Origin of the sequence: Hyphomonas oceanitis SCH89, from assembly GCF_000685295.1 — a bacterium.
GTDB lineage: Bacteria > Pseudomonadota > Alphaproteobacteria > Caulobacterales > Hyphomonadaceae > Hyphomonas > Hyphomonas oceanitis.
In genome coordinates this window covers 25,114-40,139 of record NZ_ARYL01000002.1, presented here as the reverse complement: position 1 = coordinate 40,139, position 15,026 = coordinate 25,114, and the positions used below count along the sequence as shown (strand labels likewise).

18 protein-coding genes and 1 other RNA gene are annotated in these 15,026 nt (G+C 62.7%); 8 read left to right on the top strand and 11 right to left on the bottom strand.

What is annotated here, in order from left to right:
- Positions 1-103: 103 nt before the first annotated feature.
- Genes HOC_RS01685 through HOC_RS01675 form a run of 3 tightly spaced genes read right to left on the bottom strand, consistent with a single transcriptional unit; the run spans position 104 to position 1,738 of the window.
- Positions 104-898, bottom strand: coding sequence for a sulfite exporter TauE/SafE family protein (locus HOC_RS01685; RefSeq protein WP_241766853.1), 795 nt, complete (start codon positions 896-898; stop codon positions 104-106).
- Positions 895-1,428, bottom strand: coding sequence for a rhodanese family protein (locus HOC_RS01680; RefSeq protein WP_035535339.1), 534 nt, complete (start codon positions 1,426-1,428; stop codon positions 895-897). The genes HOC_RS01685 and HOC_RS01680 overlap by 4 nt, the downstream gene beginning before the upstream one ends.
- Entirely contained in the window at positions 1,409-1,738 is a 330-nt protein-coding gene (locus tag HOC_RS01675; protein WP_035535730.1) for an ArsR/SmtB family transcription factor, read from the bottom strand. The genes HOC_RS01680 and HOC_RS01675 overlap by 20 nt, the downstream gene beginning before the upstream one ends.
- Positions 1,739-1,813: 75 nt before the next feature.
- Here HOC_RS01675 and HOC_RS01670 point away from each other — a divergent pair, with 75 nt between their 5' ends.
- From HOC_RS01670 to HOC_RS01660, 3 genes are all read left to right on the top strand, one after another.
- Complete coding sequence (locus tag HOC_RS01670) at positions 1,814-2,677, top strand: MBL fold metallo-hydrolase (protein WP_035535337.1); 864 nt, start codon at positions 1,814-1,816, stop codon at positions 2,675-2,677.
- Positions 2,678-2,739: 62 nt separating this feature from the next.
- Positions 2,740-3,642 carry a DMT family transporter gene (locus tag HOC_RS01665; protein WP_035535334.1) on the top strand — a complete coding sequence of 301 codons (903 nt, stop codon included), beginning with the start codon at positions 2,740-2,742 and terminating at the stop codon, positions 3,640-3,642.
- Complete coding sequence (locus HOC_RS01660; protein ID WP_035535332.1) at positions 3,642-4,391, top strand: N-acetylmuramoyl-L-alanine amidase; 750 nt, start codon at positions 3,642-3,644, stop codon at positions 4,389-4,391. The genes HOC_RS01665 and HOC_RS01660 overlap by 1 nt, the downstream gene beginning before the upstream one ends.
- Positions 4,392-4,400: 9 nt before the next feature.
- Here HOC_RS01660 and HOC_RS01655 read toward each other — a convergent pair whose 3' ends face one another.
- Positions 4,401-5,330, bottom strand: coding sequence for a YhjD/YihY/BrkB family envelope integrity protein (locus HOC_RS01655; protein WP_051624424.1), 930 nt, complete (start codon positions 5,328-5,330; stop codon positions 4,401-4,403).
- 169 nt (positions 5,331-5,499) lie between these two features.
- Here HOC_RS01655 and HOC_RS01650 point away from each other — a divergent pair, with 169 nt between their 5' ends.
- On the top strand, positions 5,500-6,033 hold the full coding sequence (locus HOC_RS01650) for a low molecular weight protein tyrosine phosphatase family protein (RefSeq protein WP_241766852.1): 534 nt from the start codon (positions 5,500-5,502) through the stop codon (positions 6,031-6,033).
- Positions 6,034-6,087: 54 nt separating this feature from the next.
- An RNA gene (gene rnpB / locus HOC_RS20970) (RNase P RNA component class A) lies at positions 6,088-6,470 on the top strand.
- Between the two features lie 6 nt (positions 6,471-6,476).
- Here rnpB and HOC_RS01645 read toward each other — a convergent pair.
- The 4 genes from HOC_RS01645 to HOC_RS01630 are packed head-to-tail and all read right to left on the bottom strand — an operon-like array spanning position 6,477 to position 8,980.
- Positions 6,477-6,878, bottom strand: a complete 402-nt coding sequence (locus tag HOC_RS01645; RefSeq protein ID WP_035535330.1) for a hypothetical protein — start codon at positions 6,876-6,878, stop codon at positions 6,477-6,479.
- Positions 6,879-6,882: 4 nt separating this feature from the next.
- A complete protein-coding gene (gene pip, locus HOC_RS01640) occupies positions 6,883-7,842 on the bottom strand; it encodes a prolyl aminopeptidase (RefSeq protein WP_035535327.1) in 960 nt (319 codons plus the stop codon).
- Positions 7,843-7,854: 12 nt separating this feature from the next.
- Positions 7,855-8,310, bottom strand: a complete 456-nt coding sequence (locus HOC_RS01635) for a GNAT family N-acetyltransferase (protein WP_035535324.1) — start codon at positions 8,308-8,310, stop codon at positions 7,855-7,857.
- 10 nt (positions 8,311-8,320) lie between these two features.
- Complete coding sequence (locus HOC_RS01630; RefSeq protein WP_051624423.1) at positions 8,321-8,980, bottom strand: DUF2959 domain-containing protein; 660 nt, start codon at positions 8,978-8,980, stop codon at positions 8,321-8,323.
- A gap of 133 nt (positions 8,981-9,113) precedes the next feature.
- Between HOC_RS01630 and HOC_RS01625 the strand changes: the two genes are divergently transcribed.
- The 3 genes from HOC_RS01625 (at position 9,114) to HOC_RS01615 (ending at position 12,152) form a co-directional block, all read left to right on the top strand.
- Positions 9,114-10,034, top strand: coding sequence for an RnfABCDGE type electron transport complex subunit D (locus HOC_RS01625; protein ID WP_084146078.1), 921 nt, complete (start codon positions 9,114-9,116; stop codon positions 10,032-10,034).
- Between the two features lie 4 nt (positions 10,035-10,038).
- Positions 10,039-11,427, top strand: a complete 1,389-nt coding sequence (locus HOC_RS01620) for a DUF2330 domain-containing protein (RefSeq protein ID WP_035535321.1) — start codon at positions 10,039-10,041, stop codon at positions 11,425-11,427.
- A gap of 107 nt (positions 11,428-11,534) precedes the next feature.
- Positions 11,535-12,152 carry a TetR/AcrR family transcriptional regulator gene (locus HOC_RS01615; RefSeq protein ID WP_035535319.1) on the top strand — a complete coding sequence of 206 codons (618 nt, stop codon included), beginning with the start codon at positions 11,535-11,537 and terminating at the stop codon, positions 12,150-12,152.
- 5 nt (positions 12,153-12,157) lie between these two features.
- Here the strand turns inward: HOC_RS01615 and HOC_RS01610 are convergent, their stop codons facing one another.
- From HOC_RS01610 to HOC_RS01600, 3 genes are all read right to left on the bottom strand, one after another.
- The gene (locus HOC_RS01610; RefSeq protein ID WP_035535316.1) at positions 12,158-13,180 is read right to left on the bottom strand and encodes a threonine aldolase family protein; all 1,023 of its coding nucleotides are present in this window, start codon (positions 13,178-13,180) and stop codon (positions 12,158-12,160) included.
- Between the two features lie 99 nt (positions 13,181-13,279).
- Positions 13,280-14,032: an SDR family oxidoreductase gene (locus HOC_RS01605; RefSeq protein ID WP_035535315.1), complete on the bottom strand. Its 753-nt coding sequence runs from the start codon at positions 14,030-14,032 to the stop codon at positions 13,280-13,282.
- Positions 14,029-15,018 carry a calcium/sodium antiporter gene (locus tag HOC_RS01600; protein ID WP_035535312.1) on the bottom strand — a complete coding sequence of 330 codons (990 nt, stop codon included), beginning with the start codon at positions 15,016-15,018 and terminating at the stop codon, positions 14,029-14,031. The genes HOC_RS01605 and HOC_RS01600 overlap by 4 nt, the downstream gene beginning before the upstream one ends.
- Positions 15,019-15,026 lie beyond the last annotated feature (8 nt).

The window sequence follows — 15,026 nt, the reverse complement described above, 5'->3', positions numbered from 1 at the left end:
GGCCTGCATCCCTCAGCCAGCCGCATTCACCCATACCTATATCATCTTCATGATGGGCATTTAGCAAGCGGATGCATACGCGATGCGGCCGTTCTTGTCAGGGTTAAACGGTCATTGCGCCCCATGCGTTCCACGCAACATAGGCGGCAACGACGAGGATCATGACCGCAAAGGCGGATCGGGCCGTCCGCACGCGTGTCTTCAGCAGGCGGGAAATCCCAATCCCTACAAGGCCGCCCACGGCGCCGCCCAGCAACAGCAACAACACAAGGCGCCCATCGACCAGGCCTGACAGCGCATAATTGGCGGAGGTCGCCGCCCCGAACAGGGCCACAGATACGAGCGAGGAAGCTGTCGCATTTGTCATCGTCATGCCTGCAGCCAGCATGAGGCCTGGCACGATCAGGAACCCGCCGCCAATACCGAAGAAACCGGCCGCCATGCCTACGATCAGGCCCAGAGGCGCCAGCCGCAGCATGATGGGCCGGGTCAGGTGCACGTCCGGATTGCCTGCAAAGGCCGGCTTGCGGAACATTGACAGTGCAATCACCGCCATCGCCGCCGAGAAAGCCAGCAATAGCTGGGTGCCGTCCACCTGTTTCGCGATACTCGACCCGATGATCGATCCGGCAAAACCCGATAGCGCGAACACGATCGCGCAGGGCCATTTCACATTGCCTCCGCGCCAGTGGCCAACCAAGCTGAACAGCGCAATCGCCGCCACAGCCGCGGCAGACGTGCCGATGGCCACATGGGGATCGCTGACGCCCACGACATAGAGCAGCAGCGGCGCAGCCAGCACCGAGCCGCCGCCCCCGAACGTGCCGAGGAACACGCCGATGATCGCGCCGCTGATGATCGCAGCGACAATAATGTCGGGGGTCAGAGCGAAGGTCACGCGGCAGGTGCTCCTTTCCGGTTCCAAGGCATAACGGCCAGCACATTCGCCATCCCGCACCAGCCGCTGAGGCCTGCGAAAGTCAGTCCCGCGCCAACAAAGCCGGAGAGACCAAAGAAGCCTGGGTGCACGGTAAAGCCAAGCACCACACCCGTCAGCACCAGGAGACCAGCGGTAATCTGCACCTGCCGGTTCATCGGCAGCGGCGCGCTCGCATCCTGAACGGTGGGCAAGCCGGCCTTTTTCCAGGCATCCAGCCCGCCTTCGAGAATATAGGCATTACCGTTCACATGCGCGGCCAGACGGTCGCAATTGGCTTCGGTCCGCATGCCGGACTTGCAATGGAAGACGGCATGCTGGTCGGCATCGAGCATCAGCCCGGCCGTGTCCACGCCCGAGAGGGGCAAGGAAATGGCCCCGCCAATATGCTCGCGGCCATATTCATCAGCCTCGCGGATATCAACGAGTTTCAGTTCACCGCTCTTGATACGGTCAGCAGCGGTTTTAGGGTCAAGTCTGGTCAAGGTCATCGAGCATCTCCGGGCAATAGATCGCCGCCAGCGTCATGATCACCTTGATCGCAGCCGGGTCGGCAATTCTGTAATGGATGGACTGTCCCTCGCGCCGGTTCGTCACGAGGCCTTCATCGCGCAGCACCGCAAGGTGTTGCGACAGGGCCGATTGCGAGAGGCCGATATGGCCCTGCAAGTCGCTCACCGTCATCTCCCCTGCCCCGAGACGGCAAAGGATCATTAGACGGTGTTCATTACCCATGCTCCGCAGCAGCCTTGCCGCCTTGGAAGCCTTGTCCCTGAAGAGGGCCGGATCGAGGAAAGTCATTGTCATGGGTCATATATATTAGCTATTGCTAATTTAGCAAGTGCTAATATATACTTTGATGAAAGGAGCCAAACAATGCTCAAGACAGACGCCTATTTCGACACAGCCACATCCACCGTCACCTATCTCGCCTGGGATGACGCGACGCTGGAAGCTGCCATCATTGACCCCGTCATGGATTACGAGCCCCATGCTGCGCATCTCTCCACGGCCTCGGTTGATCGCATCCTGGCCGATGCCAAGGCGCGCGGCCTGAAAATCGTCTGGGCCCTCGACACCCATGCGCATGCCGACCACCTCTCCGCCGCCCACCATGTGCGCGACGTGACCGGCGCGAAGGTCGGCATCGGCGCGCGCATCACCGAGGTCCAGTCGGCCTTCTCCGCCCTGTTCCACGCGACGGATGTCTGCCCGAACGGCAGCGCCTTCGACGCCTTGTTCAAGGATGGCGAGACCTTCTCGCTCGGCGAGCTAGCCGTGCGCGTCATCCATACGCCCGGCCACACACCGGCCTGCGTCACTTATGTGATCGATGATGCAGCCTTCGTCGGCGATACGCTCTTCATGCCGGACTATGGCACCGCGAGGGCAGACTTCCCTGGCGGTGACGCGGCAATGCTCTATCAGTCAATCCACCGCATCCTCGATCTGCCGCCCGAAACCCGCGTCTTTGTCGGGCACGACTACCTGCCCGTCGGCCGCGACAAGCCAGCCTGGGAAACCACTGTGGCAGAGCAGCACGCCGCGAATGTGCACGTCCATGACGGCGTTGACGAAGCCGCCTTCGTTGCCATGCGTCAGGCCCGCGACGCCACACTCGCGGCCCCCCGCCTCATCCTGCCCTCGCTACAGGTGAACATCCGGGGTGGCGCACTGCCTCCGGCAGAGGATGACGGCCAAGTCTACCTGAAAATCCCGGTCAACCGGCTGGGCGTGTGATATGCATTCGGGCAGGGCAAAAGGCCCTGCCCTTCGCCCCCAAAGCCTGATATCGGGCGGGTATGGTTTTTCGTGACTTCGCACTGCTTTTCGCCGTCTGCCTCGTCTGGGGCCTCAACATCGTGCTCAGCCGCTGGGTCGTGGCCGATGTCGGCGTGCCGCCGCTTTTCTTTGCAGCCGTGCGCTTTACGGGTGTCGCGCTCTTCCTGATCCCGTTCCTTCGGCCGAAACCGGAAGACCTGAAAACCCTGTTCATGATCGCCCTCATGATCGGCTCGCTGAACTTCGCCCTCCTCTTCATCGGCCTGACCACCGCTGAGGCCTCGGCGGCCGCCGTCACCGGACAGCTCGGTGTGCCAATCTCCACCCTGCTCTCCATGGCATTCCTCGGCGAGACAATCGGCTGGCGGCGCGGCCTCGGCATCATGCTCGCCTTTGCGGGCGTTGTGCTGATCGCCTTTGATCCTGGCAGTTTCGGCATCTCCGTCGGCCTACTCTATATCGTCGCCTCAGCCTTTATCGGCTCGGTGGGCGGCATCCTGATGAAGCGCATGGCGCCTGTCACCGGCCTTCAGCTGCAGGCCTGGGTCGGCCTTTTCAGCTTCCTGCCGCTCTTCCTCTTTTCCTATCTCTTCGAGTCGAACCAGATCGGCAGCTATATCGGCGCGGGCTGGCCCGTCTGGCTCGCTAGCCTCTTCGCCATTGTCGGCGTCTCGATCTTCGGCCACGGCGCCTTCTATACACTGCTCAAGAAATATGACGTGTCGATGATCTCGCCGCTGACCCTGATGACCCCGATATGGGGCGTTATCTTCGGCATCGTTCTTCTGAACGAGCCGATCACCGCGCGCCTCATCCTCGGCGCCGCCATCTCGCTCTCCGGCGTTTTCGTCATCGCCATCCGGCCCAACCGCCGCATGCCCGAAGCCGCGCTCGGCAAGAAGATCGGCCCGGGAGACAGCTGATGCAGGTGGAACAGGTCCCCAGCCCCAATTTCAACGACCGCAAGCACGCGGTCGACATGCTGGTCCTGCACTATACCGGGATGGAAAGCGGCGAGGCGGCCCTTGCCCGCATGTGTGACCCGGCAGCCGAAGTCTCGGCCCACTACATGGTCTGGGAAGAGGGTCGCATCACCCAGCTCGTGGCGGAAGACAGACGCGCCTGGCATGCCGGCGTCTCAGTCTGGCAGGGCGATACGGACCTGAACTCCCGCTCCATCGGCATTGAGATCGTCAATGGGGGCCATGATGTGCCTTTGTCAGACGGCACGCTGCCGCCCTATCCGGACGCGCAGATCGCCGCCGTCATTGCGCTCTGTAAAGGCATCCTGTCTCGCCATGACATTCCGGCCAGCCGCGTTGTTGCCCATTCCGACATCGCCCCGGCCCGCAAGACAGATCCCGGCGAGCATTTCCCCTGGGCGCAGCTTGCAGCGGAGGGCATTGGCCTGTGGCCATCGTCCGCTCCGCTCAGCCTCGACGAGTCCTCCCTCATGCCCGGCGATAGCGGCCCGGCCGTCAGTGACCTGCAGAACATGCTTTGCACCATCGGCTATGGGCTGGAGGCCACCGGCACCTATGACGAGACCACGCGGCTCGTGATCAGCGCGTTCCAGCGCCGCTACGTGCCTGCGCAGATTACGGGCGCCGCCGATCCGGAAACGCTTGAACGTATCGCAAATGTCTATGGGCTGTTCGCTGGCGCGGCCTGATCTGCCCGATCAGATTGTAATCGCCCCGTCCGCGCCTGCTTCGTCTTCCTCGGCAATCAGGCCTTCGCGCGGCAGGCGGCTCGCCCATTCAACGGCCAGCGCCGCGCCGAGCAGCAGGGCCGAGACCGAAACCGACAGCCAGATGAAGCCAAGGATCACAGAGGCCAGCGCTCCGTAAAAGGAATCCAGCGCCGAGAATTTCAGGTAGATGTGGAACGCCCATGTCACAGCCAGCCACGCCAGGGCCCCTGCCGCCGCCCCGGCCGCCTTGGCGCGGTTCCCCTTGATCCGCCCGTGCAGCGACAGCGCAATGATCATGTAGAAGATCGCAAAGCATGCGAGCCCCTTGCCCAGCCACAGGCGCGAAGCAATGTCCGACAGGCCCTGCGCCAGGTCGAACGCAATATAGCCCTCATTCTCGGTAATGAACGAAGCCATCAGCTGCAGCGCGCCGAGGATCCAGACAGCCAGGATCAGCAGCGCCGTCATCAGGATCGACACGCCCTGGAACCGGATGATCTTGGTCGCCCGCTCGCTGCCGGTCACCATGCGGATGCCGGTAATCGCAGCCTTGGCCCCGGAACTCGCCGTATAGAACACGACGATGATCGCACCAATGGCCTGCAACGTCAGCGTCCGTGCGGTCATGCTGCGGATCGTGTCGAGATCCGCCTTCGACAGCGGCGCCACGGCCGAGACCAGCACCTGGTCAATCGTGTCAGACAATTGGCGGCTGAGATCGGCCGGCAGCAGGGTGAACAGCAAGGTCACGGTCAGGTAGACAAGGGGAAAGATCGAGAACAGGGCGTAGAAGCTGATCCCGCCGGTCACGATACGGATTTCGGGCTTGGACAGGCGCACGATGGCGCACCAGAGCGGCATCAGCAGCCAGTGCTTCACCACCTCGGGCACGGGCATTCGGTCTATCAGCTTGCGCATTCGGCCTCCGGGAGGATTCGATCAGGCTTTGTGCCAGGCTCAATGTGAACCGATCCGGCCCTTAAGGCCATGCTTGATCCTGACTTGAGCAACAAGCCCGTTTCGGCTATTTTGTATTCATCAACCTCTATTGCCGCGGCTGCTGACCCGACAATATGAGGAATTAAACATGTCACATCCCGTCTCCCGGGCGGCGCGGCGCGCGCTTGCCCGCATTCATGGCGACCGCAAGGTCGAGCCTACCTATCGCGGATTCGCCGAGAAAAACTGGAAACTCGTCTATTTGCGCCATAACAAGCTGCACCGGGCCCGCCAGCTCGGGAAGATCTGGCCGCATAAGGAGTGGAAGAAGCTGATGGCCGATAGCGAGCCCGTAAAAGTCCTGTTCGTCTGCAGCCGCAACCAGTGGCGCAGCCCTACCGGCGAAGCCGTCTTCGCGCGCGTGGAAGGCGTGTCGGCCCGCTCGGCCGGCACGGCCAGCGATGCCCGCCGGAAAATCTCGGTCACCGATATCCGTTGGGCGGACCTGATCCTTGTCATGGAAGACAAGCACAAGTCCCGCCTGCGGGCCGAGTTCCGGCAGGAAGTCGCCTACAAGCCCGTGCACGTCCTCGATATCCCGGACGACTATAAATACATGGATGCGGACCTGGTCGAGCTGATCCGCGCCAAGGCCGAGCCCCTGATCTTCGATCAGGGGTGAACGCCCGGCGGGACTCGAACTCCGGCGCATTACCCGCTATATGCCCTCCCATGACCAGACGGCCGGGCAGCCGCTGGTGGTGGGGTAACCTGCCATTGGAGGAAAGTCCGGGCTCCAGGGAGACAAGGCGGCGGATAACTTCCGCCCGGCGCGAGCCGAGGGAAAGTGCCACAGAGAGCAGACCGCCTGCCGCTTCGGTGGCAGGTAAGGGTGAAAGGGTGGGGTAAGAGCCCACCGCGGGCCTGGTAACAGGACTGGCAAGGTAAACCCCGCCTGGAGCAAGACCAAGTAGGGGGTGCATATGGGATGTCTTCAGCCCGCGCCCCGGGTGTGTCGCGAGAGGCAGGCTGCAAGGCCTGTCGCAGAGGAATGGTTGCCGAACCGATGTCCCGAGAGGGCGCGGGGAACAGAACCCGGCTTACAGGCCGTCTGGTCATATATTTTCAGGTCTTCCGCCGCAGGAATTTCAGGCCCGACCAATCCGCGTCCACAGCGCAGACCTTCACGTCGACCCAGCCCGTCGGCAGGATGACGGTCCGCAGGTCATCCTCGGTCAGGTCCTGGAACAGTTTCGAACTCTTCTTCGGCCACGATATCCGCAGCATGCCCTTCTCGACCACATGGCCCAGCGCCTTCTGAATTCCGGTGTCGAGGGCGCGCCGGTCGGCGCAGAACAGGTGCACAAGGTCTGCCTCACCCGCCCGCTTCAGGAAGCGCACACCTTCGGCGCCTTCCACAAGCGCCTCATAATCCATCGGCGCGCCGATGGGCAGGCAGGTCATGCCCGGCTTCAGACCGAGCTTTTGGAATAGCGGCTTGCCGGAATAACCGTGCGTTTCTGCCATGCCCTCATTCCCCCTTCCCCGCATACTTGTCCGTCGCACGGATCAGCTGGTCGAGAATGCCGGGCTCGGAATACGCGTGGCCCGCGCCTTCGATCAGGTGGAAGTCCGCTTTCGGCCAGGCCTTGTGCAGTGCCCAGGCAAAGCGCGCCGGGCATGGCATGTCATAGCGGCCATGAACGATCGTTCCCGGAATATCCTTCAGCCTGCCCGCATCGCGCAGCAGCTGGCCCTCGTCCAGCCATCCGCCATGCGTGAAATAATGGTTCTCGATCCGTGCGAAGGCGAGCGCAAATTCATCCTCGCCGAACTGGTCACTGGTCGACGGTTCCGGCAACAGCGTGATCGTCTGGCCCTCCCACTGGCTCCACGCCAGCGCTGCTTCCATCTGCGCCGCCCTGTCATCGCCGGTCAGGCGCTTGCGATAGGCGGCCATCATGTTGCCGCGCTCGGCCTCCGGGATTGGCGCGAGGAAACGCTCCCATTTCTCCGGGAACATCTCCGACACGCCAAACTGGTAATACCAGTCCAGCTCTGCCTTGGTCAGCAGGTAGATCCCGCGCAGCACCAGCTCGCTCACACGCTCCGGATGCGTCTCGGCATAGGCCAGCGCCAGCGTCGAGCCCCACGAGCCGCCGAACACCTGCCACGTCTCCACACCCATCATCTCGCGCAAGCGCTCAATGTCCGCCACCAGGTGCCATGTCGTGTTCGCCTCCAGCGAAGCATGCGGCGTGGACTTGCCACACCCCCGCTGGTCAAACAGCATCACGTCGTAAAGCGCCGGATCAAACAGGCGCCGATGGCTGCCGGAAAATCCACCGCCCGGCCCGCCATGCAGGAACACGGCAGGCTTGGCGCCCTTGGTGCCCGAGCGCTCCCAATAGATCACATGCCCGTCACCGACATCGAGATGGCCGGACGCATAGGGTTCGATTTCGGGATAGAATGTGCGCAGGTCTGACATGAGTGGGGCGCCTTAAAGGTCAAGGTGGAAGAACTGGTTGAAGTCGCTCTTCTCATAATCCCCGAAGGCCTCGCCCTCAACAAAGCCATTGCGTTGATAGAGCGTCAGCGCCGGATCAAACGCCGGCCCGCTCCCCGTCTCGAGGCTGAGGCGATGATAGCCCCTCGCCCGCGCTTCGCTGATTATGTGCGCCAGCAGCCGCGCCGCGACGCCCTTGCGCAAATGCGCCTCATAAGTCCGCATCGACTTGATCTCGCCGCTGCCGTCGCCCAGCGCCTTCAGCGCGCCCATGCCGAGCAGCGTCTCGTCTTCCCACGCGGTGTAAAAGCTGATCTCCGGCGCCTTGAGGCCGGACAGGTCCAGCGCGAACACATTCCCGGCCGGCGAATTGGCATGCATGCCCGCAAGGTGCACGCGCAACAGGTCCAGCACCCGCGCATCCTCGAAGTCACCGGGCCGAATATCCATTCTGCAAAGCTCACACGCCAGGGCGCATCTCCGCGATGAACGCATCGGCGTCCGCGATGGAGCGCTCCATGTCCGCGATCAGGCTCTCGACATTCGACTGCAGGCCTGCGGTCTCCGGCTCCAGCGCCGCAATCGCCCGCGCATTCAGGTTATGCTTCAGGTACAGTACGCGGTCGTGGAACATCACCAGCACCGGATCCATCGAGGCCGCCGCCGCATCCATCTTCATGACCAGCGTGTCATAGCGCGCTTCGGTTTCGGCCAGCTGCTCCGCCGCCTTCTGGCGCAGGCCCGGATCGGAATATTCGGTCAGCTCGCCATTCCATTCCTTGAAAAGGTCACGGGCCACCGATTTCACGTCCTTGATCCGCGAGCGCACCTTGTCCGCCTTGTCGACCGACCGGTCATAGGATTTCGACAGGCTGTCATAGCTGCTTTCGAGTGCACCCGGCTCGACATAAACCACCGCGCGGAAGGCCTCGAGCGCATTGGCAAACTCGGTCTTGGCTGCTTCCTGACTGCGCGCGGTTTCAGAGACGCGCTGCACAAGGAGATCGCGCTTCTCATAGCCGATCTTTTCCATCGCGCCATAATAGGTGGATGCACAGCCTGCGAGCGTCGATGTGGCCAGTAGCGCGCCGATCAGGCCCGCACGAAGAATCGTTTTCATGGTCGAATCCCCTCCAATTGGCCTTTACTTGCCGTGATCCGGCCCATGGGTCCAGACTTTACAGGCTTTCGCGGCGCGAAGCTTTCATGAACCCGCCGTAATCTGAGCGCATTTAGTGTATGATGTGAGTCGAATGGACGCAGTGGCTCGCCTTCCCCTCGCGCTCTTCCGCACGATTGATGCGGACCCTCGCCATTGGCAAATCATCGCCCTCGCGGGCCTCTTCCTGTTTTCCTACAGCACAAGCAGCTTCGGCGCCGAGCCCTCCGCGCTCCTTTTCGCTTTCTGCGGCGCCATGCTCGCACAAGGCCTTGGCTCGGCGGTTTTGAACCTGCGCGCGGGCCGCCCCCTGCTCCACGGCTTCGACCCCAAATCTGCCCTGATCACCACGCTCGGCGTCACAATCCTCCTGCGCGCCGCCGCCCCGTGGATCTGGTTTGCTGCCGCCTTCACCGGCATCGCGCTGAAATTCCTTGTGCGCATCAAGGGCAAGCATGTGTTCAATCCGGGCTGTATCGGCATTGTCGCAATGATGCTGCTGCTCGGTCGCGACGCCTGGGTCTCACCCGGCCAGTGGGGCCAGATGCCCCTCATTGCCGGCTACGCCCTCGCCCTCGCTGCACTCACCCTCTCCAGCGCCAAACGACTCGACATCGCCATCGGCTTCCTCGCCACCTTCGCCGCCATCCTCTTTGCCCGCGCGATGTGGCTGGGTGACCCCATGGCCATCCCGCTGCACCAGCTCTCGTCCGGCTCGCTGCTGATCTTCGCCTTCTTCATGATCACCGATCCGCGCTCGACACCGGACAGCCGCGTCGGCCGCATCCTCTTCGCCATGGCCGTCGCCGGGCTCGCCACCTGGTTCATCATCGGTCCCAACCAGCGCGGCGCGCCGCTGATGGCCCTTGCCGCCCTCGGCCTGCTGACGCCCCTGCTTGACCGCGCCCTGCCCGCGCGCCGGTTCGAATGGCCGCGCGGCACACCTGCGCCTGACCGAGCTCGGCCCATTTTCACGCTATCACCACTGAAACCTTGGGGGACGAAGGAGACATGACAAGATGAAACTGAAGCACCTGATCGCCAGCCTCGCGCTGCCGCTGGCTGGCCTCGCCTTTGCCGCGCCGGCAAGCGCCTTTTGCGGCTTCTATGTCGCCAAGGCCGACACGGACCTCTTCAACGACGCGTCCAAAGTCGTCCTCGCCCGCGATGGTGACCGCACCGTCATCACCATGGCCTCGGATTTCCGCGGCGATGTCTCGGAATTCGCCATGGTCGTGCCGGTCGTCGCGGTGCCGGAGCGCGAACAGATCAATGTCGCCAATCCGGCGCTGATCAAACATCTCGACGCCTACACCGCCCCGCGCCTCGTCGAATATTACGACGAAAACCCGTGCGAGGCAGACAGGCGCTATCGCATGATGGAGAATTCGGCCCCCATGCCGGCCCCGCCCATGCCCAGCGCAGCTGACGAGGCGGAATCCCTAGGCGTCACCATAGAAGCCGAATACGAAGTCGGCGAGTATGACATCCTTATCCTCTCTGCCGAGGAATCCGATGGCCTCATCAAATGGCTGAACCAGAACGGCTACAAGATTCCCAAGGGTGCCGAGGAGACCGTTGGTGCTTATCTGAAGCGCGACATGAAATTCTTCGTCGCCAAGGTCAGCCTCGAACGCCATGACGGCTCGGCCATGCTGCGTCCTATCCAGGTCGCCTATGAGGATGAGGACTTCATGCTCCCCATCCGTCTCGGCACCGTCAATGCCGAGGGCAAGCAGGAGCTCTTCGTGTTCGCGCTCACCAGCAAGGGCCGCGTCGAAACCAGCAATTACCGCACCGTGAAATTGCCCTCCGACATGGATGTGCCGATTTACGTGAAGGATGAATTTGCCGACTTCTACAAAGCCATGTTTTCCCATCAGGTCGAAAAAGAGAACGGCAAGGCAGTCTTTATGGAATATGCATGGGACATGTCCTGGTGCGATCCCTGCGCCGCAGAGCCGCTACGCCCCTCCGAACTTCGGGAACTTGGCGTGATGTGGCTTGATGACGCACCCGAGGGCCCCACGCCCCGCGGAATGGCCCCTTCCCCGGTCGATGTTTTCGTCACGCGCCTGCACCTGCGCTATGATGCGAAGACCTTTCCGGAAGACCTCACATTCGAAATTACGGGCGACCGGGAGAACTATCAGGGTCGCTATGTCCTGCGCCATCCCTGGCGTGGTGACTACACATCGTGCAGCGCTGCCAGTGAATACGCCAGTTCACTGGTAGAACGCTGGGACGCCGAAGCCGTGGCCTTGGCAAAACTCACGGGATGGGATGTGAATGACATTCGCGACAAGATGGCTGACGGCGGATATTCCGCTGCCGCGATCCGGGGTGTGGATGTAGAGAATCCCGTCAACAAAAAATCATGGTGGAAACGCCTCTGGGGTAATGGCTAAACTGCAACAAATATTGTAGGTTGCGCGGGTGGGGAAATCCCGTATGAATGCGCTGCGAATGCTTCTTAATTGCGAGAAGTATACTTTCTGTCTATGAGGAAATGCCAATGCCGCGTCCGGTGGGTGCACGGAACCATGACTTCAAGGAGAAGCGCGCAGCCCTGGTCGATGCCCTGACCAACTTTGCGCTGGAGGCGGACCTGCGCCGTCCGTCACTGCGTCAGTTCGCGATTGCCGCCGAAGCGTCAGAGCCCACCCTGCGGTACTATTTTGATGACCGCGCAGGCGTCGTTGTTGCCATCCTCGAAAATATCGGCCAGCGCGGCTCACCGATCTGGAACACGATCTCCGTTCCGGCGGAAAATCCGATGGATGCCGTCGAGCAATATTATCGGGTTGCTGATGCCGGCATGCGCTTCGCAAACTTTACGCGCGCTCACGCCTTCGGCCTCATCGAAGGCATCGCCGATGAGACGGCCGGCAAGGCCTATCTCAAAAACATGCTGGAGCCAGCCCTGACCTCCATTATGGATAAACTGCGGGGCACGCCAGGCAGCCCGCCGACAAATGCCGCCCTTCGCGCAGCGGCCCTTGCCATCATGTCGCCCCTGCTCATCATGTCGATCCACCAGAATCTGCTGGGCGGCAATACGGAAGCCCCGATCGACGCAGAGGCGACAATCGGCTTCCTGCAATCATGGCTGGGAACCGCCCTCTCCGCCTAGACGCCTCAGCCCATTGCGATCGCGACGGCACTGATCTCGTCATCCTGGGTGGCCCAGGAACAGACGAACCGGTGGCTGCCATCCGGCCAAGGATAGAACACCGCCCCCGCCGCTGTCAGCCGCTCGGCCAGCCCATCGGGCAGGCGGGCGAACACTTCATTGCCACCCGGCTTGGTCACCAGATGCACGCCCGGCTGCGCCATCAGCGTCGCCGCGAGTTTCAGCGCCGACTTGTTGGCGCGCGCGGCGAGGTCGAGCCATAGGCCGCCATCCAGCATCGCCTCGGCCTGGGCCGCCAGGTAGCGCATCTTGGGTGGCATATGCCCGGAGCGCTTGGCCCGCGCCCGTAGCTCGCCCCACTTCTCGCGCGCCTTGCCGAACAGCATGATGATCTCGCAGCCCATGGCGCCTGTCTTGGTCAGGCCGAAAGTCAGGACATCGACGCCCGCTTTCCAGCTCATCTCCCCCGGGCTCGCCCCGGTTGCGGCCAGCGCATTGCCAAACCGCGCGCCATCAAGGTGCACCACGAGGCCCGCCGCGCGCGCTTTCCCGGCGAGGTCGCTGATCTCGGCCACGCTATACGCGGTGCCGCTTTCAGTCAGGTTGGTCAGCGACAGAACATGCGCTGGCGTCTGGTGTACGAAACCATGATCGATTTGCGCCAGCGCCGTCGCCAGCGTGTCTGCACCAATCTTGCCGCCCGTCCCGGGCAGCAGGTGAAGCTTGCCACCGCCGGAAAAGAATTCCGGCGCGCCGCGTTCGTCAATCGCGATATGCGCGGCGTCGTGGCAAAGCACCGCGCCAATGGACGGGCAGAAGCATGACAGCGCAAGCGCATTTGACGCCGTGCCGGACGCGGTCATCCAGAAATCGAAATCCTCGGTCTCGAACACGTCAGCCAGTTGGCCGCGCAACCGAGCTGTCACGCCGTCGCCGCCATAGCTTGCCTCATTGCCCGTATTAACGCGGGCAAGCGCCGCCAGGACATTGGGATGGGCCGGGGCGGACGTATCGGAGGAAAAGTTCATGAAGCCTCTGGGAGTTCGATCTGCATCAATGGGAATTGTGCGGGATTGATAGGGTTTCGCGGCGCCTTTGACGATGGGCTTTTCGCCGCGCCAGACGCGCTAGATCTGTGTATCCGGCGTCTGCCACATCAGGTGCTGGCCGCCATCGGCCGCGATCATCTGACCGGTCACGCTGGTCGCTGAAATCAGGTAGCGCAGCGCCCGCACGATCTCATCAGGGTTGGAGCCCTCCTCGGTCAGCGTCGCCTGCTTCTCGGCTTCAAACGCCGCTTCACTCTGGTGCACGCTCTTGAGCGTCGGCCCCGGCCCGATCCCGTTCACACGCACGTGCGGGGCCAGCGCCTGCGCCAGCGTCTGCGTCGCCTGCCACAGCGCCGCCTTCGATAATGTATAGGTGAAGAATTGCGGCGTCAGCTTCCAAACCCGCTGGTCGATCAGGTTGACCACAAGCCCCTTCTCACCGGGCGCAAGGCCCGCCGCCATCTTCTGCGCCAGGTGCACAGGCGCGCGAAGGTTCGCTTCCATATGCCCATCCCAGTCAGCGCGCGTATGGCCGGCTGCGCTATCATCGGTGAAGACGGACGCCGAATTGACCAGCAGGCTCACGGGCTGGCCGAGTTCAGCCCCTGCCCGCGCGACCAGATCGGAGACCTGGCCCTCGTCTGCAAGATCAGCCTGAACTAGGGACGCCCGTCCGCCTGCCGCCTTGATCGCCTCATGCGTTTCCCGCGCGCCATCCTTCGAAGAGCGATAGTGAATGGCAACTGCCCAGCCATCCTGCCCCAGCGCTTCGGCCATGGCCTTGCCAACCCGCGCACCCGCGCCTGTCACAAGGGCCGCACCGGGCCTCATGCGCCTGCCGGCTGGAACAGGCCAAGAATGTTGAACCCGTTGATCAGCCCGTAAATATAGATCGCATAGATCAGCAGCAGCAGGATCCCGACGAGCCGCCCGACCCTTGCCTTGGTCATGATCAGCAGCGCGATGATCACCGCCGCGAGCCCCATGGCCCAATGGTCATACTGCCTGAACGTCGGCGCCACATCGAGCGGTCCGAAGAAGGAAATGATCCCGCCCGCGCCCAGAATGTTGAACACGTTGGAGCCGAGAATGTTGCCGATGGCCACATCGCCCCGCTTGCGCAGCGCAGCCGCAACGCTGGCGCCAATCTCCGGCATCGACGTACCGATCGCCAGCAGCGTCAGACCAATCCATTCCTGCGGCACGCCATAGAACTCGGCCATGCCGACGCCGCCGGCAATGATCAGCTGCGCGCCGAGGATCAGCCCGGCAATGCCAAGCGGGATATAGGCCAGCGCCCGCCACAGGGCCATGTGCGGATCATCATCCACCGCAACGCCCGGGTCGATGCCAGCCGCCACGGCGCGGCGCGCCGAGATCAGCGTAAAGCCGCAATAGCCTAAAAGGATCAGGATGAAGAAGAAGCCGATACCGGCCGTTAGCGGCATGACCGCCGTGAGGCCGATCCAGAGCGCCGTCGCGAGCAGCATCGCGCCAAGCGCGCGGCCTTCGCCCTTCCCGCCCGCAAAGAAGGGCGAAATCAGCGCGGGAAAGCCCAGAACGAGACAGACATTGGCGATGTTGGAGCCGACAATATTGCCCAGCGCGAGCCCGGGCTGTCCGCCCATCGCAGCGTCGAGCGATACAACCATTTCGGGCGCGGACGTGCCGAACCCGACAATGAAAATACCGGCAATAAGCGGCGAGACACCAAACCTGCGCGCCAGCGCCACCGCGCCATTGACCAGGAAATCCCCGGCAAAGGCCATGATGGCGAGCCCCCCCAGAAGGGCGGCAATCAGCGTCAGGTCCGGCATGCTGCCTG